The sequence below is a fragment of the Variovorax sp. P1_H12_2 genome, from assembly GCF_056405335.1.
Genome location: NZ_JBFUCI010000058.1, coordinates 1 through 20,857, shown reverse-complemented (window position 1 = coordinate 20,857; position 20,857 = coordinate 1). Strand labels below are relative to the sequence as shown.

The 20,857-nt window shown below is 67.6% G+C and carries 21 protein-coding genes and 1 pseudogene; 14 read left to right on the top strand and 8 right to left on the bottom strand.

The features are described from left to right. From AC1D2K_RS08845 to AC1D2K_RS08835, 3 genes and pseudogenes are all read left to right on the top strand, one after another. Positions 1-99 (top strand): annotated as a pseudogene (locus AC1D2K_RS08845) (ABC transporter permease); the annotation flags it as partial. Positions 100-115: 16 nt separating this feature from the next. Continuing rightward, positions 116-1,108, top strand: coding sequence for an ABC transporter ATP-binding protein (locus AC1D2K_RS08840; protein WP_478088000.1), 993 nt, complete (start codon positions 116-118; stop codon positions 1,106-1,108). Between the two features lie 114 nt (positions 1,109-1,222). Continuing rightward, positions 1,223-2,215 carry an ABC transporter ATP-binding protein gene (locus tag AC1D2K_RS08835; protein WP_478087998.1) on the top strand — a complete coding sequence of 331 codons (993 nt, stop codon included), beginning with the start codon at positions 1,223-1,225 and terminating at the stop codon, positions 2,213-2,215. Between the two features lie 123 nt (positions 2,216-2,338). Here AC1D2K_RS08835 and zwf read toward each other — a convergent pair whose 3' ends face one another. Further along, positions 2,339-3,808, bottom strand: coding sequence for a glucose-6-phosphate dehydrogenase (zwf, locus tag AC1D2K_RS08830; protein WP_478087997.1), 1,470 nt, complete (start codon positions 3,806-3,808; stop codon positions 2,339-2,341). Between the two features lie 137 nt (positions 3,809-3,945). On the opposite strand from zwf, the gene AC1D2K_RS08825 reads away from it, so the two are divergent. From AC1D2K_RS08825 to AC1D2K_RS08810, 4 genes are read left to right on the top strand one after another with little or no spacing between them, the layout of a single operon-like run. Beyond that, a complete protein-coding gene (locus tag AC1D2K_RS08825) occupies positions 3,946-4,965 on the top strand; it encodes an ABC transporter substrate-binding protein (RefSeq protein WP_478087995.1) in 1,020 nt (339 codons plus the stop codon). A gap of 4 nt (positions 4,966-4,969) precedes the next feature. Then, complete coding sequence (locus AC1D2K_RS08820; RefSeq protein ID WP_478087993.1) at positions 4,970-7,180, top strand: ABC transporter permease; 2,211 nt, start codon at positions 4,970-4,972, stop codon at positions 7,178-7,180. Between the two features lie 14 nt (positions 7,181-7,194). Further along, the gene (locus tag AC1D2K_RS08815) at positions 7,195-8,241 is read left to right on the top strand and encodes an ABC transporter ATP-binding protein (RefSeq protein ID WP_478087991.1); all 1,047 of its coding nucleotides are present in this window, start codon (positions 7,195-7,197) and stop codon (positions 8,239-8,241) included. Continuing rightward, on the top strand, positions 8,238-8,900 hold the full coding sequence (locus tag AC1D2K_RS08810; RefSeq protein WP_478087989.1) for an HAD family hydrolase: 663 nt from the start codon (positions 8,238-8,240) through the stop codon (positions 8,898-8,900). Before AC1D2K_RS08815 ends, AC1D2K_RS08810 begins: the two co-directional genes overlap by 4 nt. Here AC1D2K_RS08810 and AC1D2K_RS08805 read toward each other — a convergent pair. Beyond that, complete coding sequence (locus tag AC1D2K_RS08805; protein WP_478087987.1) at positions 8,846-9,514, bottom strand: lipocalin family protein; 669 nt, start codon at positions 9,512-9,514, stop codon at positions 8,846-8,848. The two genes, AC1D2K_RS08810 and AC1D2K_RS08805, sit on opposite strands and share 55 nt — an antisense overlap. Before the next feature lie 112 nt (positions 9,515-9,626). Here AC1D2K_RS08805 and tal point away from each other — a divergent pair, with 112 nt between their 5' ends. The 3 genes from tal (at position 9,627) to AC1D2K_RS08790 (ending at position 12,558) form a co-directional block, all read left to right on the top strand. Then, positions 9,627-10,574, top strand: a complete 948-nt coding sequence (gene tal / locus AC1D2K_RS08800; RefSeq protein ID WP_478087985.1) for a transaldolase — start codon at positions 9,627-9,629, stop codon at positions 10,572-10,574. Next, positions 10,574-12,130 carry a glucose-6-phosphate isomerase gene (pgi, locus tag AC1D2K_RS08795; RefSeq protein WP_478087983.1) on the top strand — a complete coding sequence of 519 codons (1,557 nt, stop codon included), beginning with the start codon at positions 10,574-10,576 and terminating at the stop codon, positions 12,128-12,130. The genes tal and pgi overlap by 1 nt, the downstream gene beginning before the upstream one ends. Positions 12,131-12,207: 77 nt before the next feature. Further along, positions 12,208-12,558: a DUF805 domain-containing protein gene (locus tag AC1D2K_RS08790; RefSeq protein WP_478087982.1), complete on the top strand. Its 351-nt coding sequence runs from the start codon at positions 12,208-12,210 to the stop codon at positions 12,556-12,558. Between the two features lie 4 nt (positions 12,559-12,562). Here AC1D2K_RS08790 and msrA read toward each other — a convergent pair whose 3' ends face one another. The 4 genes from msrA to AC1D2K_RS08770 all read right to left on the bottom strand — a co-directional run bounded on the left by msrA (position 12,563) and on the right by AC1D2K_RS08770 (position 15,200). After that, positions 12,563-13,318, bottom strand: a complete 756-nt coding sequence (gene msrA, locus AC1D2K_RS08785) for a peptide-methionine (S)-S-oxide reductase MsrA (RefSeq protein WP_478087980.1) — start codon at positions 13,316-13,318, stop codon at positions 12,563-12,565. 117 nt (positions 13,319-13,435) lie between these two features. Next, complete coding sequence (locus tag AC1D2K_RS08780) at positions 13,436-13,687, bottom strand: pentapeptide MXKDX repeat protein (protein ID WP_478087978.1); 252 nt, start codon at positions 13,685-13,687, stop codon at positions 13,436-13,438. Between the two features lie 89 nt (positions 13,688-13,776). Then, positions 13,777-14,577: a molybdopterin-binding protein gene (locus tag AC1D2K_RS08775; protein WP_478087976.1), complete on the bottom strand. Its 801-nt coding sequence runs from the start codon at positions 14,575-14,577 to the stop codon at positions 13,777-13,779. Next, a complete protein-coding gene (locus AC1D2K_RS08770; RefSeq protein WP_478087974.1) occupies positions 14,574-15,200 on the bottom strand; it encodes a cytochrome b/b6 domain-containing protein in 627 nt (208 codons plus the stop codon). The genes AC1D2K_RS08775 and AC1D2K_RS08770 overlap by 4 nt, the downstream gene beginning before the upstream one ends. Positions 15,201-15,298: 98 nt before the next feature. Here AC1D2K_RS08770 and AC1D2K_RS08765 point away from each other — a divergent pair, with 98 nt between their 5' ends. Beyond that, positions 15,299-16,015, top strand: a complete 717-nt coding sequence (locus AC1D2K_RS08765) for a response regulator transcription factor (protein WP_478087972.1) — start codon at positions 15,299-15,301, stop codon at positions 16,013-16,015. Continuing rightward, complete coding sequence (locus AC1D2K_RS08760) at positions 16,012-17,478, top strand: sensor histidine kinase (RefSeq protein WP_478087970.1); 1,467 nt, start codon at positions 16,012-16,014, stop codon at positions 17,476-17,478. Before AC1D2K_RS08765 ends, AC1D2K_RS08760 begins: the two co-directional genes overlap by 4 nt. Before the next feature lie 63 nt (positions 17,479-17,541). On the opposite strand, the gene groL is transcribed toward AC1D2K_RS08760, so the two are convergent. Next, positions 17,542-19,191, bottom strand: a complete 1,650-nt coding sequence (gene groL / locus AC1D2K_RS08755; RefSeq protein ID WP_478087968.1) for a chaperonin GroEL — start codon at positions 19,189-19,191, stop codon at positions 17,542-17,544. Between the two features lie 46 nt (positions 19,192-19,237). Then, positions 19,238-19,528 carry a co-chaperone GroES gene (locus tag AC1D2K_RS08750; RefSeq protein ID WP_478087966.1) on the bottom strand — a complete coding sequence of 97 codons (291 nt, stop codon included), beginning with the start codon at positions 19,526-19,528 and terminating at the stop codon, positions 19,238-19,240. A 189-nt stretch (positions 19,529-19,717) separates the two neighbouring features. Here AC1D2K_RS08750 and AC1D2K_RS08745 point away from each other — a divergent pair, with 189 nt between their 5' ends. Both AC1D2K_RS08745 and AC1D2K_RS08740 read left to right on the top strand, forming a co-directional pair. Beyond that, positions 19,718-20,248: a Rieske (2Fe-2S) protein gene (locus tag AC1D2K_RS08745; protein WP_478087965.1), complete on the top strand. Its 531-nt coding sequence runs from the start codon at positions 19,718-19,720 to the stop codon at positions 20,246-20,248. A gap of 276 nt (positions 20,249-20,524) precedes the next feature. Next, positions 20,525-20,857: type IV pilin protein (locus AC1D2K_RS08740; RefSeq protein WP_478087964.1), on the top strand; the 333-nt coding region annotated here is incomplete at its 3' end.

The following is a 20,857-nucleotide window of genomic DNA, read 5'->3' as shown; positions in this document are numbered from 1 at the left end:
ATCACGGTGTTCCCGGGCGCGATGCTGGTGCTGATCGCGCTCAGCGTGAACCTGCTCGGCGACTGGCTGCGCGATGCTTTGAACCCGCGTTTGCGCTGAAGGTGGAGCACCGCACATGAGTCTCTTGCAAGTCAAGAACCTGGTCGTCGAATTCCCGCACCGCCGCGGCACCCTGCGTGCGCTCGACGACATCTCCTTCGAGATCGCCCCGGGCGAGATCCTCGGCGTGGTGGGCGAGTCGGGCGCGGGAAAGTCGCTGACCGGCGCGGCCATCATCGGCCTGCTCGAACCGCCGGGCCGCGTGGCGGCGGGCGAGATCCTGCTCGAAGGCCAGCGCATCGACAACCTCGGCCACGAGGCGATGCGCCACATCCGCGGACGCAAGATCGGCGCGATCTTCCAGGACCCGCTGACTTCCCTGAACCCGCTGTACACGATCGGCCGGCAACTGATCGAAACCATCCGCACGCACCTGCCGGTGAGCGAGGACGAGGCGCGCCGGCGCGCCATCGGCCTCTTGCAGGACACCGGCATTCCGGCGGCGGCCCAGCGCATCGACCACTACCCGCACCAGTTCTCGGGCGGCATGCGCCAGCGCGTGGTGATCGCCCTGGCGCTGGCGGCCGAGCCGAAGCTGATCGTCGCCGACGAGCCGACCACGGCGCTCGATGTCTCGATCCAGGCCCAGATCATTCAACTGCTCAAGGGCATCTGCAAGGAGCGCGGCGCCGCTGTGATGCTGATCACGCACGACATGGGCGTGATCGCCGAAACCTGCGACCGCGTGGCCGTGATGTATGCGGGCCGGGTGGCCGAGATCGGGCCGGTACACGAAGTGATCCATCAGCCCGCCCATCCCTATACCTCGGGCCTGATGGCCGCCATTCCCGACATGTCGATGGACCGCGAACGGCTGAACCAGATCGACGGCGCGATGCCGCGCCTCAATGCGATTCCGCGCGGCTGCGCCTACAACCCGCGCTGCCCGCGCGTGTTCGACCATTGCCTGGTGGAGCGGCCCGACCTGTTCGACGCCGGCGCGACCCGCGCGGCCTGCTGGCTGCACGAGGTGCACAGCGCCTCGCCGGCTTACGGAGGTGCAGCATGAGCCGCCGGGCCGCTCCCAAGGCGAATACCGCAGCGCGCAGCGCGGAGGTGATCGAATGAGCCGCCGGGCCGCTCCCAAGGCGAATACCGTAGCGTGCAGCGCGGAGGTGATCGAATGACAGCATTGGTGCAGGCCCACGATCTGGCCAAGAACTTCGACGTCTCGCCGCCCTGGCTCAACCGGGTGCTCGAGCGCAAGCCCCGGGTGCTGCTGAAGGCGGTCGACGGCGTGAGCTTCTCGATCGAGCGCGGCAAGACGCTGGCGCTGGTCGGCGAGTCCGGCTGCGGCAAGAGCACGGTGGCGCGGCTGCTGGTCGGCCTGTACGAGCCGACGCGAGGCGGCATGCGCTTCGATGGCCAGGATGCGCACGCCGCGTTCAAGACCGCCGCAGGGCGCGTGCTGCGCCGGCGCATCCAGATGATCTTCCAGGATCCCTATGCGAGCCTCAACCCGCGCTGGATCGTCGAGGCGATCGTCGGCGAGCCGCTGCTCGAGCATGGTCTCCTGAAGGAGGGGCCGGCACTCAAGGCGCGCGTGGGCGAACTGCTGCAGTCGGTCGGCCTGAGCCCGCTCGACATGGTGAAGTACCCGCACCAGTTCTCGGGCGGCCAGCGGCAGCGGATCTCGATCGCGCGAGCGCTCGCCACCCAGCCCGAGTTCCTGGTCTGCGACGAGCCGACCTCGGCGCTCGACGTCAGCGTGCAGGCGCAGGTGCTCAACATCATGAAGGACCTGCAGCGCGAGCAGGGGCTGACCTACCTCTTCATCTCGCACAACCTCGCCGTGGTGCGGCATGTGGCCGACCAGGTCGGCGTGATGTACCTGGGGCGGCTGGTCGAGGTGGCGGACAAGCCGCAGCTCTTCGCGTCGCCGCAGCACCCCTACACCCGCATGCTGCTCGATGCGATCCCGCAGATGAAGCACACAGGCCGCCGGCGCACGCCGGTGCAGGGCGAGGTGCCGAACCCGTTGAACCCGCCCACCGGCTGTACCTTCCATCCGCGCTRTCCGCTGGCCAACGAGCGCTGCAAGGTGGAGCGGCCGCCGCTGCAGATGCTGCGCGGCGTCCAAGTAGCCTGCCACGCCGTGGAAGAAAACAGAGATTAGGCTCGCCCCCAGGTTGGGCTCACTGCGTGTAGCCCGCCCACCCCCTACCGGGGGCAACACCAGCGGCCCGGCAAAGCCGGTTCCGCGGTGTTTCACCAACGGGCCTGGCTGCGCCGGCCACAGCTATTGCTCTTCGCCCCAGGCGTAGCCGTCTCTTGCGATCATCGCGCTCGATGCGCTGGGGCCCCAGGTGCCGGCGGCGTAGGGTCGTGGCGCGCCATCCGAAGCCCAGCTGTCGATCAGCGGCTCGACCCAGCGCCAGGCCTCTTCCTGCTCGTCGCTGCGCACGAACAGGTTCAGCCGGCCGTCGATGACGTCGAGCAGCAGCCGTTCGTAGGCGCCCACGCGCTCGGTGCCGAAGCGCTTGTCGAAGTCGAGGTCGAGCTGCACCGGCGCGAGTTGCGGGCCGGCCTGCCGGTTGCCGTTGCGCTGGCGGTTGTCCTGGGCCTGGGCCAGCATATGGAGTTCGAGCCCGTCCTTGGGCTGCAGGTTGATCACCAGCTTGTTGACCGCGTTCGTGGGGGCGCGGTAGATCGCGTGCGGGGTCTCGCGGAAGTTGACCTCGATGCGCGCATCGCGCGAGGCCAGCCGCTTGCCGGTGCGGATGTAGAGCGGCACGCCGGCCCAGCGCCAGTTGGCGATCTCGGTGCGCAGCGCGACGAAGGTCTCGGTGCGGCTCTCGGGGTCGACGCCGGGCTCGTCGCGGTAGCCGGGCACCCGCTCACCGTAGGCCGTGCCGGCGACGTACTGGCCGCGGATCGCGTGCAGGCCGATGGATTCGGCGGTCCACGGTTTCAGCGCCCGCAGCACCTTGAGCTTCTCGTCGCGGATCGCATCGGCGTGGGCGTTGATCGGCGGCTCCATGCCGATCGCGCAGACCAGCTGCAGCGCATGGTTCTGCACCATGTCGCGCAGGGCACCGGTCTGGTCGTAGAAGGCACCGCGCTTTTCGACCCCGAGGTCTTCGGCGATCGTGATCTGGACGTTGGCGATGTACTCGCGGCGCCAGATCGGCTCGAACAGCGCATTGCCGAAACGCATCGCGAACAGGTTCTGCACCGAGGGCTTGCCGAGGTAGTGGTCGATGCGGAACACCTGCTGCTCGGACAGCACCTCGCGCACCGCCTTGTTGATCGCGCGGTTCGACGCCAGGTCGTGGCCCAGCGGCTTCTCGAGCACCAGCCGCGTCTGCGGGCCGTTGAGCCCGGCGGCGGCGATCTGCTCGACCACCTGCGTGAAGAGCCCCGGCGCGGTGGCCAGGTACATCACGACCGTGCCTGCGTTGCGCGTCTTGAGCAGCTCGGCGAGCCGGGCGTAGTCCTCGGGCTTCGACAGGTCCATGCGCAGGAAGTACAGCATCGAGGCGAACTTCTTGAACTCCTCGGGCGTCGGCCGCTTGGCGCCCTCGACCGCGGCGAAGCGTGACCGGATCAGCTCGCGGTAGGCGTCGTCGGTCAGCTCGTCGCGCGCCACCCCGATGATGCGTCCGCCCTCGGGCAGGCTGCCGTGGCGGAAGGCCTGGAACAGGGCCGGCATCAGCTTGCGCCACGCGAGGTCGCCAGTGCCGCCAAAGAGGACGAGGTCGAAACTCATGGATACATCCGTGTTGTTGAGGGAGTCGAGCATGAAGCTTGCCAGCGAATGGTACTTGTACCGATCGTTGCCATCCTCGCTCCAGGCTAAGCTCATATGAAACAGGGAGGACCTTATTACGCTTGAGCAGGGTCCTGATGAAGAGAATTTTCGTGATGTCCGCGGCGGCTGCGCTGCTGGGCGCTTCGGGCGCCGCGTCGGCCCAGACCGTCAACGTGATCTGCTCGGTGCAGGCCGAGTGGTGCAACATGATCGCCACGGTGTATGCGCGCACCACCGGCGTCAAGCTCAACATGGCGCTCAAGGGCTCGGGCGAGGCGCTGGCGCAACTGATCGCCGAGCGGGACAACCCCAAGACCGACGTCTGGTTCGGCGGCACCGGCGACCCGCACCTGCAGGCCGCCGAATCGGGCCTGACGCTCGAGTACAAGTCGCCCAGCCTGCCGCAGCTCTACCCGTGGGCCCAGCAGCAGGCCCAGCAGTCGGGCTACAAGACGGTCGGCATCTACTCCGGCCCGCTGGGCTTCGGCTACAACACCGAGCTGCTGAAGAAAAAGAAGCTGGCTGTGCCGCGCAGCTGGGCCGACCTGTTGAAGCCCGAGTACAAGGGCGACATCCAGGTGGCCAACCCGGCCTCCAGCGGTACCGCCTACACCATGATCGCGACGCTGGTGCAATTGATGGGCGAAGACAAGGCCTTCGACTACCTCAAGGGGCTGCACCGCAATGTCGGCCAGTACACGCGCTCGGGCACCGGCCCGATCAAGGCGGTGGCGCGCGGCGAGACCGCGGTGTCGATCAGCTTCGTCCACGACGCGCCACAGGAGAAGATGCAGGGCTTTCCGGTCGAGACCGTGACGCCGTCCGAAGGCACCGGGGCCGAGATCGGCTCGATGAGCATCGTGAAGGGCGCGCGCAACCTGGCCGAGGCCAAGAAGTTCTATGAGTGGGCGCTGACGCCGCAGGCCCAGACTTTCGGCGCCGCGGCCAAGCAGTTCCAGCTGCCGTCCAACAAGGCGACGCCGGTCGATGCCAACGTGCCGGACTTCAAGAAGATCAAGATGATCGACTACGACTACGCCAAGTACGGCGCCAGCACCGAACGCAAGCGGCTGATCGCGCGCTGGGAGAAGGACGTCAACTCGCTGCCGCGCTGACAGCATGCGGTCACGGCGCCCCAATGCCCCGGTCTGGGCCTGCATCGCGGCGGGGCTGCTGGGCTACCTTGTGCTGCCCTGGTATGCGATCCAGGACACCGGCTGGTGGGAGGCGATCCCGCAGGTCTTCGGCTCCGGCGAAGGCGCCAATGGCCTGATGCAGGCGCTGCTGCAGGGCCGCGGCTGGCTCTGGATCGGCCTCATCGGCCTCGGCATCTGTGGCCTCGGCGGCCTGTTGCAGGCCGGACGCACTCAGGGCCGGGTGCTGCTCGTGGGCGGCGCCGTGGGGGCCGTCGGACTGTCGCTCAGCGGCTTCCTGATCGGCGCCCGCGGCTGGAGCTTTCCCTTCCTCAACGCGCAACTCGGCGAACTGCCGGTCAACCAGTTCGGCATCGGCGCGGGCGGCTTCATCGCGCTCTCGGCGCTGATCCTGCTGGCCGCCTTCGGGCTGGCGCGGCTGGGATTCTTCAAGGGCGACCTGTTCGTGTCCGGCGCGGTGATCGGCTGCGGCGTGCTGATGGCGCTGTTCATTGCCTACCCCGTGAGCAAGGCGCTGGGCGGGGCCTTCCTCGACGAGGATGGCCGCGCGTCGATGGCGGCCTTCCTGGCGCGCATCGGCACCGAGCGCGTCTGGGGCCTGGGCTGCCTGGCGGGCGGCGTGCGCTGCGGCGTGGCCTGGAACACGCTGGTGCTGGCCCTGCTCACGGCCACCGGCACCACCTTCCTCGGCACCCTGATGGCGCTGATGGCCGAGCGCGGCAGCCGCCGCTGGCAGGGACCGCTGCGGGTGCTGGCGCTGCTGCCGATCATCACGCCGCCGTTCGTGGTCGGGCTCGGCCTGATCCTGCTGTTCGGGCGCGCCGGCGTCGTCAACCAGCTGCTCGAGAGCGCCTTCGGCATCGAGCCGACGCGCTGGTTCTACGGCATGCCGGGTGTGCTGGTGGCGCAGCTCTTCGCCTTCACGCCGATCGCCTTCATGATCATGCGCGGCGTGGTGCAGGGCGTCTCGCCGAGCCTCGAGGAAGCCGCGCAGATGCTGCGCGCCGACCGGCGCCGCGCTTTTTTCACGGTCACGCTGCCGCTGGTCAAGCCGGGGCTCGCGAACGCCTTCCTGGTCGGCTTCATCGAGAGCATCGCGGACTTCGGCAACCCGGTGGTGGTGGGCGGCCAGTTCTCGGTGCTGTCGACCGACATCTTCTTCGCCATCGTCGGCGCGCAGTACGACCAGGGCCGCGCTGCCTCGCTGGCCTGGGTGCTGACGATCTTCGCGCTCGGTGTCTTCGCGCTCCAGCGCGCGGTGCTCGGCAGGCAGAACTACACGACGGTCAGCGGCAAGGGCGACGCCGGCATCGCGATGGCGTTGCCCGACGGCGTGCGCCGCACCATCTACTGCGTCGCGCTGCCGTGGATCGCCTTCACCGTGGTGGTCTACCTGTTCGCCTTCGCGGGCGGCTTCGTCCAGACCTGGGGCCGCGACTACAGCTTCACGCTCAACCACTTCAAGACCGCGTTCGCACTCGAATGGGGACAGTTCGGTCTGGTGTGGGCCGGTACCGCCTGGAACTCGCTGATCACCACGGTCAAGCTGGCCGGCATCTCGGCGCCGCTGACCGCGGGGCTCGGCCTGCTGATCGCCTGGCTGCTGGCGCGCAACGAGTTCAAGGGGCAGGGCGCCTTCGAATTCGCGGCGCTGCTGGCCTTCGCCATTCCCGGCACCGTGCTGGGCGTGAGCTACATCCTCGCCTTCAACGTGCCGCCGCTGGAGCTCACCGGCACCGGTCTCATCATCGTGCTGTGCTTCATGTTCCGGAACCTGCCGGTCGGCGTGCGCGCCGGCACGGCGGCCTTCAAGCAGCTCGACCGTYCGCTCGACGAGGCCTCGCTGATGCTGCGCGCCTCGACCTCGCAGACGCTGTTCCAGGTGGTGCTGCCGCTCCTGAAGCCGGCGCTGGTGGCCGCGCTGGTCTACAGTTTCGTGCGCGCGATGACCACGGTGAGCGCGGTGATCTTCCTGGTCACGGCCGAGAACGAACTCGCCACCACCTACATCATCGGCCGCGTCGGCAACGGCGACTACGGTGTCGCGCTGGCCTACTGCACCGTGCTGATGATCCTGATGTCGATCGCGATCGCGGCGGTGCAGATGCTGGTGGGCGAGCGCAAGCTGGGGCGACGCAAGCAGGGTGCACCCAGCATCGTGGTCGCCGCACACTGAACACGGGAACACCTATGAGCCAAGGCATCGAACTGCGCAACGTCACCAAGCGCTACGGCAGCGACGCGCGCGCACCGCTGGCCGTCAAAGGCATCAGCTTCGAGGTGCCCGAGGGCACGCTGACCACCATCCTCGGGCCCTCGGGCTGCGGCAAGACGACCACGCTGCGCATGATCGCCGGGCTCGAGTCGCCGACCTCGGGCGCGATCCTGATGGGCGGCCGCGACGTCACCACGCTGGGGCCGGCCGAACGCAACGTCAGCATGATGTTCCAGAGCTATGCCCTGTTCCCGCACATGAACGTGATCGAGAACGTGGGCTATGGCCTGAAGATGAGCGGGGTGCGCAAGGCCGAGGCCGCGGCGCGCGCCCGCGAGGCGCTCCGGGGCGTCGGGCTGGTCGACTTCGACGAACGCCTGCCGAGCGAGCTGTCGGGCGGCCAGCAGCAGCGCGTGGCGCTGGCGCGCGCGCTGGTGCTCGAGCCGGCCGTGCTGCTGTTCGACGAGCCGCTCTCCAACCTCGACGCCCGCCTGCGCCGCGAGATGCGCGAGGAGATCCGCAGCCTGCAGCAGCGCCTGCGGTTGACCGTCGCCTACGTCACGCACGACCAGAGCGAGGCGCTCGCGGTCAGCGACCAGATCATCGTGATGGACCACGGCGTGATTGCGCAGCAGGGCACGCCCGAGCAGCTCTACGGCCATCCGTCGAGCGAATTCGTGGCCGGTTTCATGGGCGAGGCGATGGTGTTCCCGGCGCTCGCGCAGCCCGACGGCCGGGTCGAGCTGGGCCCCTTGACCCTGACGCCGCGCCACGACCTGCCGCCGGGCTTCGTCAAGGTCGCGGTGCGGCCCGAGGCCTGGGTGATCGGCGCCGCCATCGGCCTGCCCGCGACCCTGCGCAAGTCGGCCTACCTCGGCAGCTTTTACGAATATGCTTTCGACACCGCGCTGGGCCCGGTGTTCGTGGTGTCGAGCGACCTCGCGCGACCCCTGGCCGCCGGCGCGCAGACCACCCTGTCCCTCGCCAGCCATGGCGTTTCCGTCGTACCCGTGACCGCATGAATGTCGTTTTCGATCTTGGAGCCGTGCTCCTGAGCTGGGAGCCCGTGGCCCTGGTTCAAACCCAACTGGCGCCCCACGCCCCGACGGCGGACGCCGCGCACGCGCTGGCGCGGCAGATGTTCCATCACGAGGACTGGCTGGGCTTCGATCGCGGCACCCACAGCCTCGATGACGCCATCGGCCGCATGGCGCTGCGCCTCGCGCTGCCGGCCGACCGGCTCAGCGAGGTGCTGGCGCCGATGGGCGAGCGGCTCGAACCGATCGCGGTCACGGTGGAACTGCTGGCGGGGCTGCGGGGGCGCCGGGACGCGGGCGAGGACCTGYGGCTGTACTACCTGTCGAACATGCCCTCGCCCTATGCGCGGGTGCTGGAGTACCGCCATCCGTTCTTCCAGTGGTTCGACGGCGGCATCTTCTCGGGTGATGTGCGCATGATCAAGCCGCAGCGTGAAATCTACGAGCTGTTGGCGACGCGGTACCGGCTGGCGGCCCCGCAGACCGTCTTCATCGACGACTCGCCGGCCAACGTGCTGGCGGCGCGAGAGCTCGGCTGGACGGCCATCCATTGCGAGCGGCCGAGCGCCTTGCCGGCGCAGCTCGCCGCCTACCTGCCGCTCAGTTCGACCCTGTCGACGTCGAAGCCCAGCGTGCGGGCGTAGTCGAGTTCGGCCTGGAGCGCGGCGCCGTCGAGCCGAGGCTCGCGCGAGAGCACCCACAGGGACTGGCGGTTCGGCGTGCCGATCAGCGCCACCTGGTAGTCGCGATCGAGCTTCAGGATCCAGTAGTCGCCCCACACCAGCGGCAGCCAGCCGAGCCACTCGGGCGCGAAGCGCACCTCGAACCGGCCGGCGCCGGGCTGGCCGGCGACCGGCACCACGCGCGCAAACCCCACGGTTTCATCGACACGGCCGTTCGCCAGGATGCAGCGGTTGCGCACCTCCACGGTGCCGTCGGCCAGCGGGGTGTATTCGGCCGTCACGGGGCCGGTGCACCATGCCTCGAATCGGTTGGGCAGGCGTGCCTGCTCGTGCCACAGGCCGGCATAGCGCTTGAGGTCGACCGGGGCCACCACCTGGAGCGGTGCGCGCATCAGCGGCGCGCCGTCCGCCGGGCCGGCGATCGCCTCGACGCGCGCCGTACGGGTGCTGGAGAGTGCCAGCAGCGTCACGACGCCGCCGACGCAGAAGGCGGCCGCCAGGGTGCCGATCGAGGCGTTGTGGGCGCGACCGTCGAAAGCGGCCGGCGGTGGTGCAGGGTGGGCGCGAAATGACATGGGATTCCTCCGGGAGGCGACCAATCGAAACACGAGACTAGACGCCTGCGCGCCGGCGTCGCGTCAGCCAGGGACCACACGCCACGTAGTGCTGCGGCGGGATAATGGCCGCATGAACCAACTCGACGCCCTCCGCCAATGGACCACCGTGGTTRCAGACACCGGTGATTTCCGCCAGCTCGCCCAGTTCAAGCCACGGGACGCGACCACCAATCCGTCGCTGATCCTGAAGGCGGTCCAGAAGGCCGACTACCGTCCCTTGCTGGACGAGGTGGTGAAGAAGCACAAGGGCGCGCCGATCGACGAGGTGATCGACCGCCTGCTGGTGCGCTTCGGCACCGAGATCCTGTCGATCATCCCGGGCCGGGTGTCGACCGAGGTGGATGCGCGGCTGAGCTTCGACACGCAGGCCACCATCGCCCGCGCCGAGCGCATCGTGGCGCTCTATCGGGAGCAGGACATCGATGTCGGCCAGCGCGTGCTGATCAAGATCGCCTCCACCTGGGAAGGCATCGAGGCGGCTCGCCAGCTCGAGCAGAAGGGCATCCATTGCAACCTGACGCTGCTGTTCTCGTTCGCCCAGGCCGTGGCCTGCGGCGCGGCCGGGGTGCAACTGATCTCGCCTTTCGTCGGCCGGATCTACGACTGGCACAAGAAGTCGCAGGGCGGCCAATGGGACGAGGCCGCCAACGCCGGAGCCAACGATCCGGGCGTGAAATCGGTGCGCCAGATCTTCGACTACTACAAGAAGAACGGCATCGCGACCGAGGTGATGGGGGCCAGCTTCCGCAACGTCGGCCAGATCGCCGCACTGGCCGGCTGCGACCTGCTGACCATCAGCCCTGAGTTGCTGGCCGAGTTGGCCGCCGGCGAGGCGCCGCTCGCGCACGCGCTCGACGCCGAAGCGGCGAAACGCCTCGAGATTCCGAAGGTCGTGCTCGACGAGGCCGCCTTCCGCTACGCGTTGAACGAGGACGCGATGGCCACCGAGAAGCTGGCCGAAGGCATCCGCGCCTTCGCCGCCGACGCCGTGAAGCTCGAAAAACTGATGGAGGCGTGATGACACGCGTTCGCTGCGACCAGACGAAGGCCTGGGGTGCGCTGCAGGCACACTACGACGAAGCGGGCCGGCGCTTCACGCTGCGCGAGGCTTTCGCCGCCGACCCGAAGYGCTTCGAGACGCTGAGCCAGTCCGCGCCCTTCGTTTTCGCCGACCTGTCGAAGAACCTGGTCGATGCCCGGACCGAGGAACTGCTGCTGGCGCTGGCGCGCGAGTGCGGGCTCGAGGCGCACCGGGACGCGATGTTCGCGGGCCGGCACATCAACGTCACCGAAGACCGTGCGGTGCTCCACACCCTGCTCAGGCGGCCGCCTTCCGAACCGGCGACCGGGGCGCTGGCGGGCCCCTTCGGCGAGGTGCAGTCCACGCTGGCCGCGATGCTCGCCTATGCCGAGGAGGTTCGCGCCGACCACACGATCACCGACGTGGTCAACATCGGCATCGGCGGCTCCGACCTCGGGCCGCAGATGGCGGTGCTGGCGCTCGCGCAGTTCGCGGCGCCGGGCAAGCGCTTCCATTTCGTCTCGAATGTCGACGGCCATGAGCTGGCCGGCATCCTGCGCGGATTGGCGCCCGAGCACACGCTGTTCCTGATCGCCTCGAAGACCTTCACGACCGCGGAGACGATGACCAATGCGCAGTCGGCCCGGCGCTGGTTCGAGCAGTCGGGCGGCGTCGACGTGGCGCGTCACTTCGCCGCGCTCACGACCAACGTCGAAGCGGCGCGGGCCTTCGGCATCGAGACCACCTTCGGCTTCTGGGACTGGGTCGGTGGGCGCTATTCGCTGTGGTCGGCGATCGGGCTGCCGATCGCGCTGGCGATCGGGGCCGAGGGCTTTCGCGGCCTGCTGGCTGGCGCCCACGCGATGGACGAGCATTTCCGCACCGCGCCGCTGGCGCAGAACCTGCCCGTGCGCCTGGGCTTGCTCGACGCCTGGTATCGCAACTTCCACCGGTTCACGAGCCGCAGCATCGCGCCGTACCACAGCGCGCTCAAGCGCCTGCCGGCCTACCTGCAGCAACTCGAGATGGAAAGCAACGGCAAGCGGGTCGACATGGACGGTCGGCCGCTGGCCTTCGGCACTTCCCCGGTGCTCTGGGGCGAACCGGGCACCAATGGCCAGCACGCCTACTTCCAGATGCTGCACCAGGGCACCGACGTGACGCCGCTGGAGTTCATTGCGGTGCGCGACGCCGCGCACGACCTGCCGGGCCACCATGCCAAGCTGCTGGCCAATGCGCTGGCGCAGGCGCAGGCACTGATGGTCGGCCAGTCCGACGCCGGCGGCCACAAGGATTTTCCGGGCAACCGGCCCAGCACCTTCTTCGTCTTCGAGCAACTGACGCCGGAGTCGCTGGGCGCCTTCCTCGCGCTCTACGAGCATCGCGTGTTCAGCAGCGGCGCCCTGTGGGGCATCAACAGCTTCGACCAGTGGGGCGTCGAGCTCGGCAAGGTGCTGGCCAAGGACATCGAGCCGCGCCTGGCCTCGGGCGATGCCGCGGGCCTGGATGCCTCCACGGCCGGCCTGCTGGCGCGCCTGCGCCAGCGCGCATAAGCGTCATCGAGGATCGGTAGCCTCTGGCTATGATGACCACGGGATTTCCCCGTGGGGCTCATCAAGAGGAGTTGTTCATGAACTTTCAACAGGCCGTTCAGACCTGCTTTCGCAAGTACACCGACTTTTCCGGCCGGGCGAGCCGGCCCGAGTACTGGTGGTTCATCCTGGCCTATGTGGTCGTGGCCTTCGTCGGCGGCTTCATCCACGAGGTCGTCTACTACCTGGTGGTGCTGGTCTTCCTGCTGCCGCTGCTCGCGGCCGGCGCGCGCCGCCTGCATGACGTCGGCAGAAGCGCCTGGTTCCTGTTGCTCGGGCTGATCCCGGTGATCGGCACCCTGGTGCTGCTCTATTTCATGGTTCAACCGGGCCAGCCCGAATCGAACGCCTACGGGCCGCCCGTCGCGCCCGTGCCGGCCAGCGTCTGAGCCGTCAGCCGCCGGCGCCCACCAGCACCGCCTTCGGGCGGTAGCTGGCCGGAAACACCTTCTTCAGGTTGTCGACCTTCGGCAGATCGTTGATCGCGATGTAGGGGTGGTCGGGGTGGCGGGTCATGAAATCCTGGTGGTATGCCTCCGCCGGGTAGAAGGCCTTGAGCGGCTCGAGGGTGGTCGCGATCGGCTTGCCGAACACCTTGGCGCGGTCGAGCTGCGCGATGTAGCTTTTGGCGATGCGCGCCTGCTCGGGGTTGGCCGTGAAGATCGTCGAGCGGTATTGGGTGCCGGTATCGGGGCCCTGGCGATTCAGCTGCGTCGGATCGTGGGCCACCGAGAAGTAGATCTGCAGCAGTTGCGCGTAGCTGATCTGCTTCGGGTCGTAGCTGATGCGGACCGCCTCGGCATGGCCGGTGCGGCCCGATCCGACCTCGTCGTACCTGGCCGTCGAGGCCTGGCCGCCGGCATAACCCGATACCGCGCCGGTGACGCCCTTGACGTGCTGGAAGACGCCTTGAACGCCCCAGAAGCAGCCGCCCGCGATCACCGCGGACTCCACACTGGCGCCCGGCGCGGCGGGCGGGTCTTCGGCCGGTGGGGGGATCACCATGGCCGCCTCGGCCGCGAACGAGGGCGCGACGCGCCAGAGCGCCGCACCTGCGGCGAGTGCCAGCACGGCCAGCACGGGGCGTCGGGACAGCCTTGCGAACGGCGTGCCGCGTGGGTTCGCGGGTGTCGATGAGAGTGGGGTCATACCGGTGTTGCTCCTTGCATGAGGCCTGCTGCGGCGGCCGCAGCCGCTTGGGGCCGATCGATCGTACTCGCCCGCGAAATCCTGTGGGTCCGAGCGGGCGTGGGTTGGAACGCGCGGCTACTTCTTCATTTCGTCCTTGGCCATCCCATCCTTGGACATGCTGTCCTTGGCCATCGAATCCTTCTTCATGCCGTCCTTCTTCATGCTGTCCTTGGCCATGCCGTCCTTCGCCATCGAGTCCTTCTTCATGCCGTCCTTGCCCATGGCATCCTTCGACATCGCGTCCTTGCTCATGTCATCGGCGGCGAATGCCGAGGCGGAGCCGACGGCCATGAAAGCAGCGAGGAGCGTTGCGGTGAGCTTGTTCATTTCAGTGTCCTGGTGAGTTGAAGTTTCGAATGGGCACGGTTCAGGAGAACACGGCCGCGTGCTTTCAACAGCGCCGAGTCGGGATCGACTCAACTGCCGCCGAACCAGTTGTAGCCCTGGTCTTCCCAGTAGCCGCCGGGGTAGGTGTTGGTGACGAAGATCGCCTGGATGTGCTTCGGGTTCTTGTAGCCCAGCTTGGTGGGCATGCGCAGCTTCATCGGGAAGCCGTACTTCGGCGGCAGCGGCTGGCCGTCGTAGGTCAGCGTGAGCAGGGTCTGCGGGTGCAGCGCCGTGGGCATGTCGATGCTGGTGTAGTAGTCGTCAGCGCACTTGAATCCGACGTACTTCGCGCTCGTGTCGGCGCCGACCTTGCGCAGGAAATCGGCGAAGGGCACGCCGCCCCATTTGCCGATCGCACTCCAGCCCTCGACGCAGATGTGGCGCGTGACCTGGTCCTGCTGCGGCATCGCGCGCAGATCGTCCAGGGTCCAGCGGCGCTTGTCGGCGACCAGGCCGGTGACTTCGAGCCGGTAGCCGGCTTCGTCGACTTCGCGGACCTCGTCCTCGCCGTAGTAGGCGTTGAACGGAAACGGCCGTGTGATCATCGACTCCGGATAGGTCGGCGCCAGCCGGTTCGGATCGAACAGCCAGGCTTGCGCCGCATCGTTGAAGCGCGAGATCCGGGCCAGCGCCGCCTCGACCGCGGCGTTGTCGCTGATGCTGCAGCCGCTCAGCAGCGACAGGCCGCCCAGCGTCAGCGAGCGCTGCAGGAAGGCTCGCCGCGCGGGTTGCTCGATGCGGCGTCCGATCCGCTTGCGTGCCTCGGCCAGCACGGCGTCGCCGTCCACCTCGAGCAGGGTGGCGAGGGCGGGGCGCTTGAAGATCTTCATGCTGTCTCCTTGCCGTGGCCGCTCAGCATCGTGAGCAGCGTGCGCGGCACCAGCGCCACCATCACGAGGTGCACGGCGACGAACGCCACGAGCGCGGCCATCGCGAAGAAGTGAATGCGGCGGGCCGTCTCGTAGCCGCCCAGCAGCTCCCGCAGGCCCGGAAACTGGACCGATTTCCAGAGCACCAGGCCCGAGAGGACGAGCACCGTGATGTCGAGCATCACGAACAGGTAGGCCAGGCGCTGCACGTGGTTGTAGCGGCGCGGGTCGGCATGCGAGAGACGGCCGCGCAGGGCGGCGAGCAGGTCCTGCCAGAGGCCGGCCGGCGACAGCGGGAAGAACTTGGCGCGCAGCCGCCCGCTCGCCACGTTGAGCGCGAGATAGACCAGCCCGTTGATCGCCAGCAGCCACATCGCGGCGAAGTGCCATTGCAGCGCGCCGCCGAGCCAGCCGCCCAGCGTGATCGAGGCCGGTATCTCGAAGTCGAACAGCGGCGAGGCGTCGTAGATGCGCCAGCCGCTGGTGACCAGCACCAGCACCGCAAGGGCGTTGAGCCAATGCGTGATGCGCATCCACAGCGGATGGATCGGTGCGTGGCCGGCGGGCGGGAGTTCGCGTTGCATGGGGCGGATTGTTGGCCGTACCCGGTGGCCGATTCATCACGAAGAGTTCAATTAATCGTGACAAATGCGCCGTCGATATCGCCGCACAATCCGGTTCCATGGACCCCGCCAAACGCGTCTTGATCGTCGAGGACGATGCCCACATCGCCGAGCTGATGCGCATGCACCTGCAGGACGAGGGCTACGCCATCACGCATGYGGCCGACGGCGACGCCGGCATGCGCGAACTCGAGCGCGGCAGTTGGGACGCATTGATCCTCGACCTGATGCTGCCGGGCATCGACGGGCTCGAAATCTGCCGCCGGGCCCGGGCCATGACGCGCTACACGCCGATCATCATCACCAGCGCCCGCTCCAGCGAGGTGCACCGCATCCTGGGCCTCGAACTCGGCGCCGACGACTACCTGGCCAAGCCGTTCTCGGTGCTGGAACTGGTGGCGCGGGTCCGGGCCCTGCTGCGCCGCAGCGACGCGCTGGCACGCAATGCGCGGATGGAGKCGGGGCGCCTGGACATCGGCAGTCTCTGCATCGATCCGGTCGCGCGCGAGGTGCAGGTCGACGGCAAGCCGGTCGAACTCACGCCGCGCGAATTCGACCTCCTGCATTTCTTCGCCCGCCATCCGGGCCGTGTGTTCTCGCGCCTCGACCTGCTGAACCAGGTCTGGGGCTACCAGCACGACGGCTACGAGCACACGGTCAACACCCACATCAACCGGCTGCGCATGAAGATCGAGGCCGACCCCGCCCAGCCCAGCCGCATCCTCACGGTCTGGGGGCGCGGCTACAAGCTGGCCGGACCGGAGGGCGGGGCATGAGCCTCTTTCGCAGCAGCCTGTCGCGCCGCCTCTCGGCGGTGTTCGCCGTGCTGCTGCTCGCCTGCTGCGGCGCCTCGGTCTGGCTGCAGATGCAGGCCAGCGGGCGCTACGAGCAGGAGGTGATGCAGCGTCTTTCCGGCGGGCTGGCGGCGCACATCGCGCAGAACTCGACCCTGATGGAGCGCGACGGGCTCAACCAGGCGGCCGTGCGCGATCTGTTCGACAAGCTGATGGCCGTCAATCCGAGCGTCGAGGTCTACCTGCTCGGGCTCGACGGCCGGATCCAGGCCCAGGCCGCGCCGCCCGGGCACCTGAAGCGGGACAGGGTCGACGTGGCGCCGATTCGCCGGTTGCTCGACGGCGCCCCCTTGCCGATCGTCGGCGACGATCCGCGCGCCGAAGGCACCCGCAAGGTGTTCAGTGCCGCGCCGCTGCGCATCGACGGTCGCGAGGTCGGCTATGTCTATGTGGTGCTGTCGGGCGAGGAGCGCGACGCGCTGCTGGCCGACGCTGCGGCGAGCAACGTCCTGCGAACGACGTTGTGGTCGGTGGCATTGGTCGCGCTGCTGGGCCTGCTCGCCGGGTTGGCGGCATTCCATCTGATCACGCGCCCGCTGCGCGAATTGACCGGGGCGGTCCGCAGGTTCGAGGCCGATGGCGTGGCGGCGCTGCAGGACGCCGGGCCGACGTTCGAGCGGACCCGCCGCGGCGGCGACGAGATCGCCGCGCTCTCGCAGGCGTTCGTCCAGATGACGCAGCGCATCGCCGAGCAATGGCGCGAGCTCACGCAGCAGGACCAGCAGCGGCGCGAACTGTTCGCCAACATCTCGCACGACCTGCGCACGCCGCTCACTTCATTGCATGGCTATCTCGAGACGCTGTGGGTCAAGGCCGATACGCTCGACGTCGCCGAGCGCCGCCGCTACCTCGAGATCGCGCTGGCGCAAAGCCGCAAGGTCTCGCGGCTGTCRCAGGAGCTGTTCGAGCTGGCGCGGCTGGAGTATGGCGTCGTCAAGCCCGAGAAGGAGACCTTCGCCCTGGCCGACCTGGTGCAGGACGTGTTCCAGAAGTTCGAGCTGGCGGCCGAGGCGCGCCAGCAGCGGCTGGTGGCCGACATCGCGCCGGACCTGCCGGGCGTGACCGCCGACCTCGGCATGATCGAGCGCGTGCTCGCCAACCTGCTCGACAACGCGATCCGCCATACGCCCGCGGGCGGCGAGATCGCGGTGCAGCTGCGGCAGGACAAGGAGGGCGTGCGGGTCGAGATCAGCGACACCGGCCCCGGCATCCCGAACGAGCTGCGCACGGCACTGTTCACGCGACCGGTGTTTTCGTCGGCCGGTGGCCGCAGCGGCGGGCTCGGGCTGGTCATCGTGCAGCGCATCCTGCAGCTGCATGGCAGCGACATCCGGCTCTTGCCACGGCCCGAGAAGGGGGCCGTGTTCTCGTTCCTGCTGACGTAAAAAAGCCCCGCAGCTTTCACTGCGGGGCTTCTTGGCTTGGCTGTGGCAGCCGGGGCCGGGGGATTACATCCCCATGCCGCCCATGCCACCCATGCCGCCCATGTCGGGCATGCCGCCGGCGCCGCCTTCTTCCTTCGGTGCGTCAGCGACCATGGCTTCGGTCGTCAGCAGCAGCGAGGAGACCGAGGCTGCGTTCTGCAGTGCGGTGCGGGTCACCTTGGTCGGGTCCAGGATGCCCAGCTCGAGCATGTCGCCGTAGGTGTCGTTGGCGGCGTTGAAGCCGTAGTTGCCCTTGCCGGCCAACACTTCGTTCACGACCACCGAGGCTTCGCCGCCGGCGTTGTTGACGATCTCGCGCAGCGGCGCTTCGATGGCCTTGAGCACCAGCTTGATGCCGGCGTCCTGGTCAGCGTTGTCGCCCTTGAGCTTGTCGCCCACGGCTTGCTTGGCGCGCAGCAGGGCCACGCCACCACCGGCAACCACGCCTTCTTCCACTGCAGCGCGAGTGGCGTGCAGGGCGTCTTCGACGCGGGCCTTCTTTTCCTTCATTTCGACTTCGGTGGCAGCGCCGACCTTGATCACTGCAACGCCGCCGGCCAGCTTGGCCACGCGCTCTTGCAGCTTTTCGCGGTCGTAGTCGCTGGTCGCTTCTTCGATCTGCACGCGCACTTGCTTGACGCGGGCTTCGATGTCGCCAGCGGCGCCGGCGCCGTCGATGATGATGGTGTTTTCCTTGCCCACTTCGATGCGCTTGGCTTGGCCGAGGTCGGCCAGCGTCACCTTCTCGAGGGTCAGGCCCACTTCTTCAGCGATGACCTTGCCGCCCGTCAGGATGGCGATGTCTTCGAGCATGGCCTTGCGGCGGTCGCCGAAGCCAGGCGCCTTGACGGCCACGACCTTCAGGATGCCGCGGATCGTGTTCACGACCAGGGTCGCCAGGGCTTCGCCTTCGACKTCTTCRGCAATGATCAGCAGCGGACGGCCGGCCTTGGCGACTTGCTCCAGCGTGGGCAGCAGGTCGCGGATGTTGCTGATCTTCTTGTCGAACAGCAGCACGAAGGGGTTGTCCAGCAACGCCGATTGCTTCTCGGGGTTGTTGATGAAGTAGGGCGACAGGTAGCCGCGGTCGAACTGCATGCCTTCGACGACGTCGAGTTCGCTGTCCAGCGACTTGCCGTCTTCGACGGTGATCACGCCTTCCTTGCCGACCTTGTCCATCGCGTCAGCGATGAGCTTGCCGATGGTTTCGTCGCTGTTGGCCGAGATCGAGCCGACTTGCGCGATTTCCTTCGAGGTGGTCGTGGGCTTGGAAGCCTTCTTCAGCTCGGCGACCAGGGCGGTGACCGCCTTGTCGATGCCGCGCTTCAGGTCCATCGGGTTCATGCCGGCAGCCACCAGCTTGAAACCTTCGCGAACGATGGCCTGGGCCAGCACGGTCGCGGTGGTGGTGCCGTCGCCGGCGTTGTCCGAAGTCTTGGAAGCCACTTCCTTCACGAGCTGGGCGCCCATGTTCTGGAGCTTGTCCTTGAGYTCGATTTCCTTGGCGACCGACACGCCGTCCTTGGTCACGGTCGGGGCGCCGAACGAGCGCTCCAGAACCACGTTGCGGCCCTTGGGGCCCAGGGTCACTTTGACTGCGTTGGCGAGGATGTTGACACCTTCGACCATGCGCGCGCGGGCTTCACCGCCGAAGACTACGTCTTTTGCTGCCATGAGATTTCTCCGAATTCAGTTGTTTGGGGGATGAGGGCTTGAGAAATTACTTCTCGACGACGGCAAAGAGGTCGTCTTCCTTCATGACCAGCAGTTCGTCGCCGTCGACCTTGACGGTCTGGCCGCTGTACTTGCCGAACAGGACGCGATYGCCGACCTTGACGCTCATTGCGCCGAGTTCGCCCTTGTCGTTCTTCTTGCCAGGACCGACGGCCAGAACTTCGCCTTGATCAGGCTTCTCGGCGACGTTGTCGGGGATCACGATGCCCGAGGCGGTCTTGGTTTCGCTTTCAATGCGCTTGACGATCACGCGATCGTGCAAAGGACGAAGTTTCATTGCATCTCCTGATAGGAACGGGGGTTTGGCTTGGGCTACGGCGTGGTGCCGGCGCCACATTCGTTGTGAAGCGGGGGACTGTTAGCACTCAACTCCAACGAGTGCTAATGATAAGGGTGTTTTGGGGCATTTCAAGGCGGGCTGACCTTTTCGCCTGCCGTGAAAGCGGTGCGGTGCTAGATTGCTCCGATGGACAGACGCCGGGCCTTTCTCGCCGCCCTGGTCGGGGTGGGGGTCGGTGTTGGCGTGCTCTTCCTGGTGACGGATCTTCCCATGCCGGGGGGGAGCAAGGCCGCGCCCTACCTGGACATTCCGGTGGGCGGCATCCCTGCCGGTGCCCCGAAGTTCTTCATGTGGAACGACGCGCCCTTCGCCCTCGTGCGCACGACCGGCGAGATGCTCGACGATCTCCAGGCGCAGACCCCGAACACCTGGAGCCAGCGCCCGATCCCGGCGGATCGCCCCGCGTTCTTTGTCTACTCCCTGGTGAGTCCGGTCCTGGGGTGCGTGGCCCGGCATGCCCCCAAGGGCGCCTTCCGCTTCGCGCCCGAGCGCCTGTGGCAAGGGGGCTTCTACGACCCCTGCCACTTCGCCGAATGGGACTATGCGGGGCGCGCGATCCGGCAGTACCCGGATCAGGGCGAGTCGATGCGCGTGGCCGATCTCGACGCGCCGGCGTTCGAACTCAGGACGCCGGACACCTTGCGAATCCACCGCTGAGTCCGGCTGGTGCGCCGGTCGAGGCTTCCTGCGAAGGCGCCGGGCTCCGCCCGGTACGTCTACCGCCGCCGATGTGGATGAAGGCGAACCGCCTGTCGGTCGAAATTAGCCTTTCGTCACTTTTCCCACGAAACGGCCGCGTAGGTAAAGCCCGATATCCGTCAAATGTGATAATTTCACATCCACTTGTACTTTGTGACATTTTGAAATTATTTGCTGCGATGTGCCTCTGATCCGATTCAAGGGTCGAGGCCGCGCGATGAAGGATGCAGCCCGATGGCTCAGTCTCTGGAACAGATGCCGATGGCGTCGACGACGGCAAGCTCGAATGTCCCTTGGGGCGGGCGGGCGCGCGGCTTCACGCTGATCGAGTTGATGATCACGGTGGCGATTGTCGCGATCCTGGCGGCGTTGGCCTATCCGTCGTACACGCGTTACATGCTTCGTGCGCATCGCGCGTCTGCGGTCAGCTATGTCATGGGTGTGGCCAGCAAACAAGTGCAGTTCAATCTGGATGCTCGGCGCTACGGCAATGACGCTGATCTGGGCACGACGACGCTGCCGGCCGAAGTGCTTCCGTACTACACCGTGGTAACGACCCCCGACAAC

Bases quoted from the DNA above. Each gene is read 5' to 3' on its own strand.
- AC1D2K_RS08775 (WP_478087976.1), bottom strand. From the start codon at position 14,577: ATGAAGATCTTCAAGCGCCCCGCCCTCGCCACCCTGCTCGAGGTGGAC.
- AC1D2K_RS08815 (WP_478087991.1), top strand. From the start codon at position 7,195: ATGAGCCAAGGCATCGAACTGCGCAACGTCACCAAGCGCTACGGCAGC.
- AC1D2K_RS08840 (WP_478088000.1), top strand. From the start codon at position 116: ATGAGTCTCTTGCAAGTCAAGAACCTGGTCGTCGAATTCCCGCACCGC.
- AC1D2K_RS08770 (WP_478087974.1), bottom strand. From the start codon at position 15,200: ATGCAACGCGAACTCCCGCCCGCCGGCCACGCACCGATCCATCCGCTG.
- msrA (WP_478087980.1), bottom strand. From the start codon at position 13,318: ATGACCCCACTCTCATCGACACCCGCGAACCCACGCGGCACGCCGTTC.
- AC1D2K_RS08745 (WP_478087965.1), top strand. From the start codon at position 19,718: ATGGACAGACGCCGGGCCTTTCTCGCCGCCCTGGTCGGGGTGGGGGTC.
- AC1D2K_RS08825 (WP_478087995.1), top strand. From the start codon at position 3,946: ATGAAGAGAATTTTCGTGATGTCCGCGGCGGCTGCGCTGCTGGGCGCT.
- AC1D2K_RS08805 (WP_478087987.1), bottom strand. From the start codon at position 9,514: ATGTCATTTCGCGCCCACCCTGCACCACCGCCGGCCGCTTTCGACGGT.
- zwf (WP_478087997.1), bottom strand. From the start codon at position 3,808: ATGAGTTTCGACCTCGTCCTCTTTGGCGGCACTGGCGACCTCGCGTGG.
- AC1D2K_RS08780 (WP_478087978.1), bottom strand. From the start codon at position 13,687: ATGAACAAGCTCACCGCAACGCTCCTCGCTGCTTTCATGGCCGTCGGC.
- AC1D2K_RS08790 (WP_478087982.1), top strand. From the start codon at position 12,208: ATGAACTTTCAACAGGCCGTTCAGACCTGCTTTCGCAAGTACACCGAC.